Source organism: Thiorhodospira sibirica ATCC 700588, assembly GCF_000227725.2.
Classification (GTDB): domain Bacteria; phylum Pseudomonadota; class Gammaproteobacteria; order Ectothiorhodospirales; family Ectothiorhodospiraceae; genus Thiorhodospira; species Thiorhodospira sibirica.
Genome location: NZ_MU255056.1, coordinates 35062 through 50904, shown reverse-complemented (window position 1 = coordinate 50904; position 15843 = coordinate 35062). Strand labels below are relative to the sequence as shown.

General features: G+C 58.8%; 12 protein-coding genes. 8 read left to right on the top strand and 4 right to left on the bottom strand.

Features of this window, described 5'->3' with window-relative positions; genetic code table 11:
* Positions 1–131: 131 nt before the first annotated feature.
* The 7 genes from THISIDRAFT_RS00430 (at position 132) to THISIDRAFT_RS00400 (ending at position 9324) form a co-directional block, all read left to right on the top strand.
* The gene (locus tag THISIDRAFT_RS00430; RefSeq protein ID WP_006787757.1) at positions 132–1190 is read left to right on the top strand and encodes a 3-deoxy-7-phosphoheptulonate synthase; all 1059 of its coding nucleotides are present in this window, start codon (positions 132–134) and stop codon (positions 1188–1190) included.
* Between the two features lie 19 nt (positions 1191–1209).
* Positions 1210–2706, top strand: coding sequence for an SLC13 family permease (locus THISIDRAFT_RS00425; protein ID WP_006787758.1), 1497 nt, complete (start codon positions 1210–1212; stop codon positions 2704–2706).
* Between the two features lie 80 nt (positions 2707–2786).
* Positions 2787–3575, top strand: coding sequence for an enoyl-ACP reductase FabI (locus THISIDRAFT_RS00420; protein ID WP_006787759.1), 789 nt, complete (start codon positions 2787–2789; stop codon positions 3573–3575).
* A 179-nt stretch (positions 3576–3754) separates the two neighbouring features.
* On the top strand, positions 3755–7525 hold the full coding sequence (gene metH, locus THISIDRAFT_RS00415) for a methionine synthase (protein ID WP_006787760.1): 3771 nt from the start codon (positions 3755–3757) through the stop codon (positions 7523–7525).
* Positions 7525–7761, top strand: coding sequence for a molybdopterin converting factor subunit 1 (moaD, locus tag THISIDRAFT_RS00410; RefSeq protein ID WP_006787761.1), 237 nt, complete (start codon positions 7525–7527; stop codon positions 7759–7761). Before metH ends, moaD begins: the two co-directional genes overlap by 1 nt.
* A gap of 9 nt (positions 7762–7770) precedes the next feature.
* Positions 7771–8196, top strand: coding sequence for a molybdenum cofactor biosynthesis protein MoaE (locus THISIDRAFT_RS00405; RefSeq protein ID WP_006787762.1), 426 nt, complete (start codon positions 7771–7773; stop codon positions 8194–8196).
* Between the two features lie 39 nt (positions 8197–8235).
* A complete protein-coding gene (locus THISIDRAFT_RS00400) occupies positions 8236–9324 on the top strand; it encodes a zinc-binding metallopeptidase family protein (protein WP_006787763.1) in 1089 nt (362 codons plus the stop codon).
* Positions 9325–9330: 6 nt separating this feature from the next.
* On the opposite strand, the gene THISIDRAFT_RS00395 is transcribed toward THISIDRAFT_RS00400, so the two are convergent.
* The 4 genes from THISIDRAFT_RS00395 to THISIDRAFT_RS00380 all read right to left on the bottom strand — a co-directional run bounded on the left by THISIDRAFT_RS00395 (position 9331) and on the right by THISIDRAFT_RS00380 (position 15154).
* Positions 9331–10539: a type II secretion system F family protein gene (locus THISIDRAFT_RS00395; RefSeq protein WP_006787764.1), complete on the bottom strand. Its 1209-nt coding sequence runs from the start codon at positions 10537–10539 to the stop codon at positions 9331–9333.
* Between the two features lie 3 nt (positions 10540–10542).
* A complete protein-coding gene (gene gspE / locus THISIDRAFT_RS00390) occupies positions 10543–12249 on the bottom strand; it encodes a type II secretion system ATPase GspE (protein WP_006787765.1) in 1707 nt (568 codons plus the stop codon).
* 36 nt (positions 12250–12285) lie between these two features.
* Complete coding sequence (gene ptsP / locus THISIDRAFT_RS00385; protein ID WP_006787766.1) at positions 12286–14556, bottom strand: phosphoenolpyruvate--protein phosphotransferase; 2271 nt, start codon at positions 14554–14556, stop codon at positions 12286–12288.
* A 64-nt stretch (positions 14557–14620) separates the two neighbouring features.
* Positions 14621–15154: an RNA pyrophosphohydrolase gene (locus THISIDRAFT_RS00380; RefSeq protein WP_006787767.1), complete on the bottom strand. Its 534-nt coding sequence runs from the start codon at positions 15152–15154 to the stop codon at positions 14621–14623.
* Positions 15155–15313: 159 nt separating this feature from the next.
* On the opposite strand from THISIDRAFT_RS00380, the gene THISIDRAFT_RS00375 reads away from it, so the two are divergent.
* The coding region (locus tag THISIDRAFT_RS00375) for a helix-turn-helix domain-containing protein (protein ID WP_221913922.1) at positions 15314–15843 on the top strand (530 nt) is incomplete at its 3' end.

Sequence of the window (15843 nt, the reverse complement as noted above, 5' to 3'; positions counted from 1 at the left end):
AACAACCCACTACAGAGGAGGCGTCGGGAACAGGAGCACGCTTTGCGTGCTGCGCTATCCCTCCTTGGCCTTGCGGCCGGGGTTTCCCGCGCAAACTGATGACACTTTAGACCAACCAAGACGAAGAACTCATGCATCATCGCACAGAAGATACCCGTATTCTGGAAATCCGCGAGGTTTCATCGCCTGTGGTGGTTCATAACGAACTGCCCATCACCGAAGCCGCCGCCAAAACCGTGTTTGAGGCTCGCGAGGCCATTCATAACATCCTGGAAGGCCAGGATGATCGCCTGCTGATTGTCGCCGGGCCGTGCTCCATTCACGATGTCGAGGCCGCCCACGACTATGCGCGTCGCCTGCGCACCCTGCGTGAGGAATTGCTTGACGATCTGCACATTGTCATGCGGGTGTATTTTGAAAAGCCACGCACCATCATCGGCTGGAAGGGGCTCATCAACGACCCGGAGCTTGACGGGAGCTTTAATATCAATAAGGGGCTGCGGCTGGCGCGCGGGCTGTTGCTGGATATGGCGGAACGTGGCCTGCCGGTGGGCACGGAGTACCTGGATCTGGTCAGCCCGCAATATATCGCGGATCTGATTGCCTGGGGGGCGATTGGCGCGCGTACCACCGAAAGTCAGGTGCATCGTGAACTGGCCTCCGGGCTTTCCTGTCCGGTGGGCTTTAAAAACAGCACCGACGGCACCTTGCAGATTGCCATTGATGCCATTCGCTCGGCCGCCCATGCGCATCATTTCCTGTCTGTGACCAAGGAAGGGCGCTCGGCCATTTTCTCCACGGCGGGCAATGAAGACTGTCATCTCATCTTGCGCGGTGGCCGTACCCCCAACTATGACGCCCAGCATATCGACATGGCGGCCCAAAAGCTGCGGTCTGCCGGTCTGCCGGCGCGCTTGATGGTGGATTGCAGCCATGCCAACAGCTGCAAGGATCATAAGCGCCAGGTTGAGGTCGCGCATGAGGTTGCCGAGCAAATCGCCCAGGGCGAATCGCGCATCTTTGGCATCATGCTGGAAAGCCATCTTAAAGCGGGCCGGCAGGATGTGGTGGCGGATAAACCGCTGGAATATGGCCAGAGCATCACTGATGCCTGCATGAGCTGGGAAGATACCCAATCCCTGTTATACCGTTTTGCCGAGGCGGTGCGTTCTCGTCGGATGTTGGCCTGAGACACGCCGCCAGGCTTTAATGACCATGGATAAAAAAATCAGCAAGCTACGTGAAGATTCCCCGAGCGCCAACTGGCGGATGCGCATTGGCCTGATTTTAGGCCCATGCCTATTTTTGCTGCTGCTGTTGACCGAGCCGCCTGCAGGTATGGAACTTTCTGCCTGGCGTGTGGCGGCGCTGACGGCGCTGATGGCGGTGTGGTGGGTGACTGAAGCGGTGCCCATTCCGGTGACAGCGTTGTTGCCGGTGGCTTTGCTGCCGCCGCTGGGGGTGGTTTCTATCAGCGTTGCCGCTGCACCGTATGCCAATCCGCTGATCTTTTTGTTTCTGGGCGGTTTTTTGATTGCCCTGGCGATTCAGCGCTGGGATCTGCATCGACGCATAGCCCTGTTTATTCTGCGCTTTGCCGGACAAAAGCTGCATTTTCTGGTGGCCGGTTTCATGCTGGCGACCGGCTTTCTGAGCATGTGGGTCAGCAACACCGCCACCGCTGCGCTCATGCTGCCGATCAGCATTTCCGTGCTGTTATTGCTAGAATCCCGCGAGGACGACCCCACCAATAATCAAAACTTTGCCCTGGCCTTGTTGCTGGGCATTGCCTTTGCGGCCAACATCGGCGGCATGGCGACCCTTATTGGAACGCCGCCCAATGCCTTGCTGGCGGGCTATATGGCGGAAAACTATGACGTTCACATCGGGTTTGCCCAGTGGATGCTGGTCGGCCTGCCCATCGCCAGCCTGATGATGCTGTTGGCGTGGCTGGTGCTGACCCGCTGGGCCTTTCCCGTCTCCCGGCGCAATATTGAAGGCATCAAGCCGCTTTTGGAGCGCCAGCGCGCCGATCTGGGGCCGCCTTCGCGGGCTGAATGGCGGGTCGGTATGGTTTTCTTACTGGTGGCGCTGGCGTGGATTTTCCGCCCCTTGCTGGAAAAACTCCTGCCCGGCCTGACCTTATCCGATGCCGGGATTGCCATCATGGGGGCCTTGTTGCTGTTTTTGATTCCGGCTAACCAGTTCCGCCAACAGCGCTTTTTGCTGGACTGGGAATCCACCAAACATCTCCCCTGGGGGGTTTTGGTCTTGGTGGGTGGGGGCTTGAGTCTGGGCGCGGCTATTGACGGCAGCGGTCTGTCGGCGTATATCGCTGCAGCAATGGGTGGGCTGGGGGCTTTGCCCTCATGGCTATTGGTCGGCACGGTGGTGGTCATTACCATGTTATTGAGCCATGTCACCAGCAACACCGCAACCGCCGCGACCTTGTTGCCGTTGACCGCCGCGCTGGCCGTAACCTTGGGCGAGCATCCGCTGCTCTTGGCCATTCCCGTGGCGCTGGCGGCCTCGTGCGCCTTCATGCTCCCGGTGGCTACCCCCCCCAATGCCATTGTGTTCAGCAGCGAGCGCATCACCGTTCCGGATATGGTGCGGGCGGGCTACCGCTTAAGCATCGCCGCCACCGTGATCATCAGCGCGGCGGTGTTTTTGCTGGCCATCCCGGTGCTTGGTTTTGGCCGTTAAGACGTTGCCTTGCTGGCGATACTTTTTAACTGTTAACCCTGGGCGCAAGCCCCTTAATATTTCGCAGGAATCACGACATCATGAGTTTTCTTGATAAAAAACGCGCCCTGATCGTTGGTGTGGCCAGTAACCGCTCCATTGCCTTTGGCTTGGCCAAGGCCATGCAACGCGAAGGGGCTGAGCTGGCCTTTACCTACCAGAATGATCGGCTCAAGGAACGGGTGGAAAAACTGGCGGCGGAATGCGGCAGCAATCTGGTTTTGCCGTGTAATGTAGAAAACGACGCCGAAATTGAGACGGTCTTTGCGCAGCTGGGCAAAAGCTGGGACGGGCTGGATATTCTGGTGCATTCGGTGGCCTTTGCCCCCAAAGAAGAGCTGGAAGGCGATTTTTTGCAAAATATCAGCCGCGAGGGCTTCAAGATTGCCCACGACATCAGCTCCTACAGCTTGGCCGCGTTGGCCAAGGCGGCACGGCCCATGATGCAGGGGCGGCACGGCTCCATTCTCACCCTAAGCTATTTGGGCGCGATGCGCTCCATGCCTAATTACAATGTCATGGGTCTGGCCAAGGCCAGTCTGGAAGCCAATGTGCGCTATCTGGCCTATACCCTTGGGCCGGAGGGCATTCGTGTGAACGCCGTCTCTGCCGGGCCGATTCGCACCTTGGCCGCTGCGGGCATCGGCGATTTTCGCAAGATCCTCGATCATGTGGAAAACAACGCCCCCTTGCGGCGCAACGTCACCATAGAAGATGTCGGCAATGCCGGAGCCTTCTTGTGTTCAGACCTGGCCTCGGGGATTACGGGTGAAATCCTGTATGTGGACGCCGGCTACAACACCATCGGCCTGGGCCCTGCGGAAATTTGATACGTGGCGGCATCATCTGGATCGCCGAGTTGTACTCGGCTGGTCGGGATAGGGGATTTCCTTTTCATCCCGACTGGCCATCACGCGAAGCCTGCGGCTTCATTGCCGAGTGCAACTCGGCGCTCCTCTAATTGCTAACCGCCATATCAACGATAACAACCTCATAGACCTCGCTTATCATGGATCTTCCTGACCGTCTCCAACTTTTCAAAGAACACGCCGCCCGCCGCATTTTGTTGCTTGATGGCGCGATGGGCACCATGATTCAGCGCTACTCGCTCAGTGAGGCCGATTATCGCGGCGAACGCTTCGCTGACTGGCCGTGCGATCTCAAGGGCAATAATGATCTGCTGGTGCTCAGTCGCCCGGAAATCATCCGGGAGATTCATGCCAAATACCTTGAAGCCGGGGCTGACATCATTGAAACCAACAGCTTCAACGCCACGCGCATCAGTATGGCTGATTACGCCATGGAAGATCTGGTGGTTGAGCTTAACCGCGAGGCGGCACGGCTGGCGCGGGCAGTGGCGGATGAATGGACCGCGCACAACCCGCATCAGCCGCGTTTCGTTGCCGGGGTATTAGGGCCGACCAGTCGCACCGCCAGCATCTCGCCAGATGTCAATGATCCGGGCTTTCGCAACGTCTATTTTGATGATCTGGTGGCGATTTATCAGCAAGCCGCGACCGCCCTGGTCGAAGGGGGCGCTGACATCCTGATGATTGAAACGGTGTTTGACACCCTCAATGCCAAGGCGGCGGTCTTTGCCCTGGAGGGGCTGTTTGTGCAGTGGGGGCGGCGCGTGCCGGTCATGATCTCCGGCACCATCACCGATGCCTCCGGGCGCACCCTCTCGGGGCAGACCACCGAGGCCTTCTGGAACAGCCTGCGCCATGCCCGGCCCCTGGCCTTCGGTCTGAACTGTGCGCTGGGGCCTTTGGAGTTGCGCCCCTATGTGGAAGAGCTCTCGCGCATCAGCGATTGCATGGTCTCGGCCCATCCTAACGCCGGCCTGCCCAATGCCTTTGGGGGCTATGATCTCTCGCCGGAACAGATGGCCACCGAGATTGCCGACTGGGCGCGGGAGGGCTTTCTCAATATCGTCGGCGGCTGCTGCGGCACGACCCCTGAACATATCCGCGCCATCCGCGATGCCGTGGTGATTCATGCGCCGCGCACCATCCCCGTGCGCCCGCCGGCCTGTCGTCTGGCGGGGCTGGAACCGCTCAACATCTATCACAACAACCTGTTTGTGAATGTCGGCGAGCGCACCAATGTCACCGGCAGCGCCCGCTTCAAGCGCCTGATCAAGGACGGCGATTACGCCACGGCCCTGGAAGTGGCCGCCAGCCAGGTGACCAACGGCGCGCAGATCATCGACATCAATATGGATGAAGGAATGCTCGATACCCAGGCAGCGATGGAGCGTTTCTTGAATCTGGTGGCGGCTGAGCCGGACATTTCCCGAGTGCCGATCATGATCGACTCCTCCAAATGGGAGGTTATCGAGGCCGGGCTTAAACGGATTCAGGGCAAGGGCATTGTCAATTCCATCTCGCTCAAGGAAGGCGAGGCGCAGTTTATCGCGCAGGCCCAACTGCTGCGCCGCTATGGGGCGGCGGTGGTGGTGATGGCCTTTGATGAACAGGGGCAGGCCGATACCCGCGAGCGCAAAATCGAGATCTGCAGCCGCGCCTATCGCATTCTCACCGAGCAGGCCGATTTTCCCGCAGAAGACATCATCTTTGACCCGAATATCTTTGCGGTGGCGACCGGCATTGAGGAACATAACCGCTATGCGGTGGATTTCATCGAGGCCACCGCCGCCATTCGCAAAACCCTGCCCCATGCGCTGATTTCCGGCGGGGTATCCAATATCTCCTTTGCCTTTCGCGGCAACGACGCCGTGCGCGAGGCCATTCATGCGGTCTTTTTGTACCACGCAATTCGCGCCGGCTTGTCGATGGGCATTGTCAACGCCGGTCAGCTGGCGGTGTATGACGAAATTCAGCCGCAGTTGCGCAGTGCCGTTGAGGATGTCATTCTCAATCGCCATCCCGAGGCCACCGAGCGCCTGCTGGAACTGGCTCAGCAATACCGCAGCAGCGGTACCGAAACCCGCACCGAAGACCTCAGCTGGCGTGACTGGCCAGTGGCCAAACGCCTGGAACATGCCCTGGTCAAAGGTGTTGACACCTATGTGGTGGCCGATACCGAGGCCGCCCGTCTGGAAGCCGGACACCCGATTCAGGTCATCGAAGGGCCGTTGATGGACGGCATGAACGTGGTGGGCGATTTGTTCGGGGCGGGCAAGATGTTTCTGCCGCAGGTGGTGAAATCGGCGCGGGTCATGAAAAAAGCCGTGGCCCACCTGATTCCCTACATTGAGGCCGACCGCTCGCAGGGCGCGCAAAAGCAGGGGCGCATCCTGATGGCCACGGTCAAAGGCGATGTCCACGACATCGGCAAAAACATCGTCGGCGTGGTGTTGCAATGTAATAACTTTGAGGTCATTGATCTGGGCGTGATGGTGCCCGCACAAAAAATCCTCGATCAGGCCAAGGCACAGCAGGTTGACATCATCGGCCTGTCAGGGCTGATTACCCCCTCGCTGGATGAAATGGTGCATCTGGCCAGTGAGATGCAGCGCCTAGGCTTTGAGATTCCTTTGTTGATCGGTGGCGCAACCACCTCGCGGGCACATACCGCCGTTAAAATCGCGCCGCATTATCAAGGCCCCTGTGTATGGGTCAAAGATGCCTCCCGGGCGGTCGGCGTGGCGCAAAGCCTGTTAAGCCCGGAATTGCGCGGTGCCTATCAGGAAAAAATCCGCAGTGAATACGTGCAGGTGCGCGAGCAATACGAACAGCGCCAGCGCGAGCAAAGCTGGCTGAGCCTGGCCGTCGCCCGCGAGCGGGCATGGTCTCTTGATTGGAGCAGCTACCAGCCAACGCGCCCCCGGCTGCTGAGCCCGGAAAATGCAGCAAACATAGCCCCGGAGGCGGTGTGCTGGACGCATCCCGAGGCCCCGGAATCAGCATTACTGCGGTTTGAGGACTATCCGCTGGCCGAACTGCTCCCCTACATTGACTGGACACCCTTCTTTCAGTCCTGGCAACTGCATGGCCGCTATCCAGAGATTTTGCAACATCCTGACATGGGCGTGGCGGCCAGCACCCTGTTTCAGGATGCCCAGACCATGCTGGAACAGATCATCCACGAAGGCTGGTTACAGGCGCGGGTGGTCCTAGGTTTTTTTGCCGCGCAGCGCGTGGATCATGATGATATCGCCCTGTATAAAGACCCGGCACGCCAGCAGGAATGGCTACGCCTGCATCACCTGCGCCAGCAGACCCAGCGCAAGGCCGAAGCGCCCAATCTATGCCTGAGTGATTTCATCGCCCCACAGGATACAGGCCATGCCGATTATCTGGGAGCCTTTGCCGTCACTGCGGGCATTGGCATTGAAGCGCATGTACAGCGCTTTGAGCAAGCCCATGACGACTATCGCGCCCTGTTATTGAAAAGCCTGGCCGATCGGCTGGCCGAGGCCCTGGCCGAACGCATCCACGAGCGGGTACGACGCGAATTCTGGGGCTATGTGCCGGATGAGGATTTAAGCAACGAGGCGCTGATTGCCGAAGAATATCAAGGCATTCGCCCCGCACCGGGCTATCCCGCCTGCCCGGAACACACCGAAAAAGCCACCCTGTGGCGTTTGCTCATGGCCGATGAGCAGGCCCAGATCAGCCTCACCGAACACTACGCCATGCACCCGGCAGCCTCGGTATCCGGCTGGTATTTTGCCCACCCACAGGCGCGCTATTTCACCGTGGGCAAACTCAACCGCGACCAGGTACACAGCTATGCCCAGCGCAAAGGCATGAGCCTAAGCGAGGCCGAACGCTGGCTAGCCCCCAATCTTGGCTATGACCCGGAGGATAGTTGATGAGCATTACCGTGCGTTATTTTGCCAGTCTGCGCGACACCCTCGGACGCGACACTGACCAGCTTGAACTGGCCGCCGGGGTGGACACCGTGCGCGCCGTCTGGACGCAGCTGCAAGGAGACACGCCGCCACCCGCCAGCACCCTGGTGGCGCGCAATCTGGAATATGCCAAATGGGATGACCCCGTCAGCGATGGCGATGAAATCGCCTTTTTTCCGCCAGTCAGTGGCGGTTAGGAGCACATCATGCCAGCCCATTTAACCACCGCAACCATTGACCCCTGGAGCCATCTGGCTGCGATCTCCCAAAGCCTGCCCGCCGGAAGCTTTGGCGCCAATGCCATCTTCGTCGGCACCATGCGCGATCACAACCTCGGCGATAGCGTCACCAGCCTCTATCTTGAATGCTACCCGGCCATGGCCCAGCGCTATCTCGATGAGCTCATCAACCATGCCCAAAAACGCTGGCGCTTGCATGAAGCCTTGATCATCCACCGCACCGGCACTATCCAGCCCGGCGAAATCATCGTCTTACTGGCCACCTGGTCGGCGCATCGCGAAGCCGCCTTTGAGGCCTGCCGCTCCATGCTTGAAGACCTCAAACAAAACGCGCCCTTCTGGAAACGCGAAACCCTGGCCGATGGCACCCACCGCTGGGAAGTCACGCATTAAACACCATCCCGTGCATTCTCCTGCTAACAGAGGCTTTCCATGCGTTTATTCAGCTGTGGCCATTGCGGTCAGCGATTATATTTTGAAAATGTGGCCTGTACGCGCTGCGGGGCAACGCTGGGCTTTTTGCATGATCGTTTGCAGCTGGTGTCTTTGGACGCCACGGGTGATGGTCGGTGGCGGCCTCATGGCGAGGCGCAGGCCTATTGGATGTGTACGAACTACGCCCAGCACGCGGCGTGTAACTGGATGGTGTCGGCGGATGATGATCATGCCTTCTGTTCGGCCTGTCAGCTTAATCGCACGATTCCGGATCTTGGCGTTGCGGGGAATATGGAGCTGTGGCGTGCGCTGGAGACGGAAAAACGCCGCTTGGTCTATACGCTGTTGCGCCTGGGTGTGCCGGTGTTGCCTCATGAATCGGGCGGGGCTGGACTTGCCTTTGACTTTTTGGCGGATACCGGTCCGTTGTTTAGCGAGCGCGGCAGAGTCCTGACAGGCCATGAGAATGGGCTGATTACCATCAATATCAAGGAAGCCGATCCTGCCGAGCGCGAACGGATGCGGGGGCAGCTCGATGAGCCTTATCGCACGCTGCTGGGCCATTTTCGTCATGAGTCAGGGCATTATTACTGGGATACGCTGATCCGCGATACGCCCTGGCTTGCTGAGTTTCGCGCCGTGTTTGGCGATGAGCGGCTGGATTATGCAGAAGCCTTGGAGCGCCATTACCAGTACGGCGCGCCCGCAAACTGGCAAGAACAGTTCATCAGCAGCTATGCCGCCATGCACCCCTGGGAAGACTGGGCGGAGACCTGGGCGCATTATCTGCACATCGTTGACACGCTGGAAACTGCTTGGCAGTTTGGCATTGGTACGCGCCCCCACGTCGGCAATGGCGCGGGTGCGCAGGCGCGGGTACATCATGATTTTGATCCCTACCGGGAAGCCAATATCACCCCGCTGATTGAGCACTGGCTGCCGCTGACCTTTGCCTTAAACAGCCTCAACCGCAGTATGGGCCATGAGCATGTCTATCCCTTTGTGCTCTCTGCCGGCGTCATTCAAAAGCTGGGCTTTATCCATCAGGTCGTGCGCAGCGAATATAGCGCGAAGCGGGCTGGGTAGCCTGGCCTAAAATGCCAGCTGGTTGACGCTGACAATCGCCATCAGGATGGAAATGATGATAAAGGCGATGACCAGGCCGAGGGTGACGATCAGCAAAGGCTCCAGCAGGGCCAGCATCCGCTTGATGGCGAGGCGGACTTCCTGGTCGTAGATCTTGGCAACCTGTAAAAGCATCGACTCCAGCGCGCCGGTTTCTTCACCGACCTTAATCATCTGCACACCCAGACGCGGGAAGACATCGGCTGCCAGCAAAGGGGCGGCCATTCCCTGTCCCTGTTTCAGACCTTGCATCACCTCGGCCAGCGCCAAGCCCAGCACACGGTTGTTCAGGGTTTCCTTGACAATCCCCAGGGCGCTGATTAATGGTACGCCGTTGCCGATCAAGGTGCCCAGGGTATGACAAAAGCGGGCGGCTTCAAGCTTGCGGAGCAAATCCCCGAATAAGGGCAGGTGCAATAACCAGCCATCCCACCGCAACCGCCCCCGCTCAGTGCGATAATCCCGCCCCAGCAGCATCACGGCAAAGCCGGTGAGTAATGCCAACAGCCATCCATAACCTTGCAAGAACTCGCCGCTGGCGACCACGATCTGGGTACTCAGTGGCAGGGCCTGCCCGGCATCGTCAAAAAGTTCGCTGAAATGGGGCACGACGAAGGTCAAGAGCACCAGAACAGAGATCACGGAGACACCGACCAGAATGGCGGGATAGATCATCGCGGAAATCACGCTGTCACGCAGCGTCTTGGATTGCTCCAGATACTCACTGAGACGGTTGAGCACCTCGGCCAGAGAACCGCCCAGTTCGCCGGCCCGCAGCATATTCACATAAAAACGCGAAAATACCCCCTCTTGTGCCTCCACGGCATCGGAGAGTGAAGCCCCTCCGCGCACCCGTTCGAGGATATTGGCACATAGCGAGGTCATGCGCGGGTTATCGGTCAGCTCAATCAATAATTGCAGGGAGCGGTCCAGCGGCAAACCGGCCTCCAGCAAGGTTGCCAATTCACGGGTAAACAGCGCAATATCCTGGGGCTTGATGCCTTGCCCGCCTTTAAAGGCGGACAGGCGCCAGCGAGTGCCCGCCTGCTCAATGCGAATCGGGATCAGGCCCGCCTGATGCAGTTGATGCACCGCGATGTCCAGCGCCTCAGCGTCGAGCTGGCCTTCCGTTACCTCACCCTCGGCAGTGCTGGCTTTGTAGGTGTAGCGTGGCATGGCTTAGTCCTGAGTCACGCGCAATACTTCATCGAGGGTGGTTTGCCCTTGCGCGACCTTGCTCAGGCCGTCTTCATAGAGGGTGCGCATTCCATCCTGACAAGCCTGTTGGGCCAACGTTTCGCTGCTGGCGCGGCGCATGATCATGGCGCGGATGGTTTCATTCATGTTGAGAAATTCCATGATCGCCACCCGCCCGCGATACCCCGTGTGGGCGCAGGCAGGGCAACCCACCGCCTGATAGAGGCGTAGCTCTTCCACAGAGGCAAAACGCTCAAGCTGTAGCGCTTGCGCCCAGGCAGGTATTCCGGGCAGCGCCTGCTTGCACTGCTCACACAGCCGACGCAGCAAGCGCTGTGCGAGAATGCCGTTAATCGTGGTGGTCAGCAGATAATCCTCCATGCCCATGTCGAGCAAGCGATTTACTGTGCTGGCGGCGTCATTGGTGTGCAGGGTAGACAGTACCAGATGCCCGGTCAGCGCCGATTGCACGGCAATCTGTGCGGTTTCCAGATCGCGCATTTCGCCGATCATGATGATATCGGGGTCCTGGCGCACGATGCTGCGCAAGGCATTGGCAAAGGTTAAGCCGATCTGTGGTTTGACCTGGATCTGATTGATGCCATCCAGCTGATATTCAACCGGATCTTCTACCGTGATGATCTTGCGCTCGGGGCGGTTCATGCGCGCCAGGGCAGTGTAGAGGCTGGTACTTTTGCCGCTGCCGGTGGGGCCGGTGACCAGAATAATGCCGTGCGGAAAATTCAGGACCTCCAGAAAACGCGCCAAGGAATCGCCCTCAAAGCCCAGCACATTGAAATCCAGCACAATGTTTTCTTTATCCAGCAGGCGCATCACCACGCTTTCCCCGTACAGGGTCGGCACTGTCGACACGCGCAGATCCAGCTCTTTGCCGATAATACGCAGTTTGATACGCCCATCCTGGGGCAGACGCCGTTCGGCAATGTTTAGACGGGCCATGATTTTCACCCGCGAAATCACCGCCGCCGTAGAGCGGGCGGGCGGTGCCTCGATTTCCTGGAGGATGCCATCAATGCGCAAACGCACCCGCAGGCGGTGTTCAAAAGGCTCGATATGAATATCGGAGGCGCGCAATTCCACGGCCTGTTGCAGAATCTGGTTTACCAGCCGAATGATCGGGGCCTCGCTGGCCATATCGCGCAACTGCTCGATGTCGGCCTCATCCGCGCCCTCCAGGGCCTCGCTTTCCACGCCTTCAGACTTTGATGGCTTACCCATCTGCGCCTCCATGCGCTCAAGTGCGGCGCGGATCTCGGTAGGCACACCGACACAGGGTTCGACCTCCAGCCCGGTGGCCATCCAGACCGCCTGGTGGACATAGGGATCGCGCACATCCCCCATCACCAGCCGCACTCGCTGCGCATCCTGGGCGATAGGTATGGCCTGATGCTGCTGTAAAAACCGCAAGGCCAAGCCGTCCACGCACACGGCCGGGTCTGGATAATCGGCCTCTTCAATGAGGCTCAGACCGCTTAAGGTGGCCAGGGCCTGTGCCAAATCGCGCTCGCTGCAGACCCCCAGACGCACCAGCACTGCCGGGATGCTTAAATCCTGGGCCTCGCTTAATCGCCGGGCGCGCTCCAGATCACTGGGACGCAATCGCCCTTGCCCGATCAGCCACTGCGTCAAATCTTCATCGGAGAGCGCAAGCGAAGATAGCGTATTCATACAGCGTCTCCGCCCGCCGGGTATGCGCACATCCGCTTAATGAATCCCCGCACGCACCAGTCCTCCCAGTCCTGCCTTGACCAGCGCATTGTTGAGCAAGGCGCGGATAGCGGCGGGTTCATCCAGACACAGCGACTGCTCCAATAACTCCTGGGTGCGCTCGCGTGAAAAATGGCGAATCACCCATTTCACTCGTGCCAGGGCGCTGACACTGACACTGAGTGAGTCCATCTCCATGCCCAGCAACAGCAATACCGCTGCCGGATCGGCGGCCATCTCGCCGCATACGCCGATGGTTTTGCCGGCGCGATGTGCGCCACAGGCCGCCTGCACCATCGCCTGCAACACCGCCGGATGCAGGCAGTCATAAATCCCCGCAACCCGTGAATTGTTACGATCCACCGCCAGCAGATATTGCACCAGGTCATTGGTGCCCACCGATAAAAAATCCACCCGGCGCGCCAGGGCCTCGGCCTGATAGACCGCCGAGGGCACCTCGACCATCACCCCGGTCTTGGGCATCAAAATCGCCAATTGCTCATCCAGCAATTCATCGCGCGCCCGCGCCAACAGCTCCAGCGCGCCTTTAAGCTCACTGACCGAGCTGACCATGGGGAACATGATATGCAGATTGCTCAAACCCTGACTGGCCCTGAGCATGGCGCGCAGCTGGGTCAGAAAAATTTCCGGATGATCCAGGGTGATGCGAATACCGCGCCAGCCCAGAAAGGGATTGTCTTCCTTGACGGGAAAATACGGCAGCGATTTATCCCCGCCCACATCCAGGGTGCGCAGCGTCACCGGGCGCGGGTCCAGCGAGGTGAGAATCTCGCGATAAATTTCGGTTTGCTCGTCTTCGCTGGGGAAGCGGTCGCGGATCATGAACGGCACTTCAGTGCGATACAAACCGATACCGTCGGCACCGGATTGCAACGACGGGGCCATATCGGCCAGCAGGCCCGAATTGGCATACACCGGGATACGAAAACCGTCTGAGGTCATGGCCGGTTCCAGAGAATGGGCGCGTAATTCCTCAGACAGCTGGCGCTCCTCACGCGCCAGGCGGCGAAACTCCTCCAGCAACTCACGTCCCGGTTGAATGTGAATGCGTCCGGAATAGCCATCCACAATCATCTGCCGTCCTTCCAGGCGCGTGACCGGCAGATCCGACATTCCCATCACGGCGGGTACACCCATCGCCCGCGCCAGAATGGCCACATGTGAGGAGCTGGTCCCCCGCGATGATACCAATCCCGCCAAACGATGCACCGGAACCTCGGCGAGCTGCGTAGCCGTCAGATCTTCACCGACCAGGATGGTGCGTTCGGGAAAATCCTCCGGAGTACGCTGCGGGGCCTGCAAATGTGACAAAATACGCCGCCCCAGATCCCGCAAATCACTGGCGCGCTCACGCAGATAGGGGTCATCCATCTCCTCAAAGCTGCGGGTATTTTCGCGAATGGTATCGCGCAAAGCCGCCTGCGCCCATTTATTGCCCTCACGAATCCCCTGCACGGTGCGATCAAACAGGCTTTCACTGCCCAGCATCATGATATAGGCATCAAACAGCAAGCGCTCTTCTGCCGGCAAGCTATCCTGCATCCGCTGCTTGATGATCTCCATCTCGTTTTGCACGGCCTCCACCGCCTGAGTAAACTGCGTTACCTCCGTTTCAATGCAGCTTGGCAAGCGATCCGGCACGGCATCCAGATCTGCCAGGCTATACGCCACCACCCCCACGCCGATACCAATGCCCGAGGAGCCGGGAATCCCCTTCACCTGCACATGGGCATTGCGTGCCTGGGTCTGCATGGCGCCAATTTCGCCAATCATCTCGGCATGGCTGATGGCCCCGGCCAGCTGCGCGGCTAACGTAACTAAAAAGGCCACATGCTCATTGCGAAAGCGGCGCTCTTCGCGCTGTTGTACCACCAACACCCCCAACATCCGCCGGGCATTGATGATCGGCACGCCTAAAAAGGCGTGGTAACACTCCTCGCCGGTTTCCGGAAAATACTTATAGGCCGGATGATCCGGGGCATTATCCAGATTCAACGGCTCGGAACGGCGCGCCACCACCCCCACCAGGCCCTCACCCAGATTGAGCTTCACCCGGCCAATGGAATCGGGATTAAGGCCGTCGGAGGCCAGCAACACCAGGCGATTTTCCTCAGACAGCAGCAGATACACCGAACACACATCAATATCCAGGGCCAGCTTGACCCGCCGGACAATGATCTCCAGGGCCTGATTGAGATTTTCGGCGGAGTTGACCTCCAAAACGATACGTTGCAATACATCAAGCATAAAATAGGATCACGAAAGCGCCGCAAGGCGTGATGAGATAAGTCTCAGAGTGTCTTGACACGAGCTAAAACCGTTGCGTATCGGAAAACAGCGAAAGCCGCTGACGCGCACGTTTGACCTCGTGTTCATCAAAAATCAGCGGCGCAAACTCACGCAAGGCCCGCCGATAGACATGCCGTTTAAAAAACACCACCTCGCGCATCGGATACCAATACTCCACCCAGCGCCAGGAATCAAACTCCGGACGGGCAATGGTATCCAGGCGGACACACACCTCATCGCCGACCAGGCGCAACATAAACCAGATTTGTTTTTGCCCGATGCAGATCGGATGGGAACTATGGCGGATCAAATGCTTGGGAAGCTTATAGCGCAGCCAATCGCGGGTATGCCCGATCATCTTCACATGATCCGGCAACAGCCCCGTTTCCTCTTCCAGCTCGCGATACATCGCCTCCAGCGGGGTTTCATGCCGACGAATACCGCCTTGGGGAAACTGCCAGGCCTCCTGACCGGCACGTTTCGCCCAAAAAACCTGGCGCTCCTGATTACACAGGATAATGCCTACGTTAGGACGATAACCGTCACAATCAATCACTTAAATCACCGTCTTCTTATTTTATCGAATAACTGTGCATTTTTTCACAAGCCAAGAAAATCGGCAAATACTACCGCGTGATATGTTAGCCCAAAGCAGTAATGTCCCCTTCGTCCAATTCTAAAATGTCCCCTTTATATTTAAGCGGGAGGGGCACGCATGACGAAGGAGCACATTACGATGAGTCACAAAGAAATTGACCGACTAGAGATGATTCAGGCGGTGGCGAACAAGCATCTGCGGCAGGCCGAGGCGGCCCAGCGCCTGGGGTTGAGCGTGCGCCAGGTCAAGCGCCTGGTTCGCCGCTATCGTGAGCATGGGGCGACAGGGCTACGCAGTGGCCACCGTGGCCGACGTCCCAATAACGCCATTGCCGAGACAGTACGCCAGGAGGTGCTCGCCTTGGTCAAGACGCACTACACCGACTTTGGCCCCACCCTGGCCTGCGAAAAGCTGGCCGAGCGCCATGGTCATCATCTCTCGGTCGAGACCCTGCGCCAGTGGATGGTGGCCGATGGGCTATGGCAGCCCAAGCAACGCAAGCAAGCCCGCATTCATCAGCGCCGTCCACGCCGCCCCTGCCTGGGGGAGCTCATTCAAATCGACGGCTCGCCCCATGACTGGTTTGAGGTGCGCGGCCCGCGCTGTACCCTCATGGTGTTCATCGACGACGCCACAGGGCGCCTGAT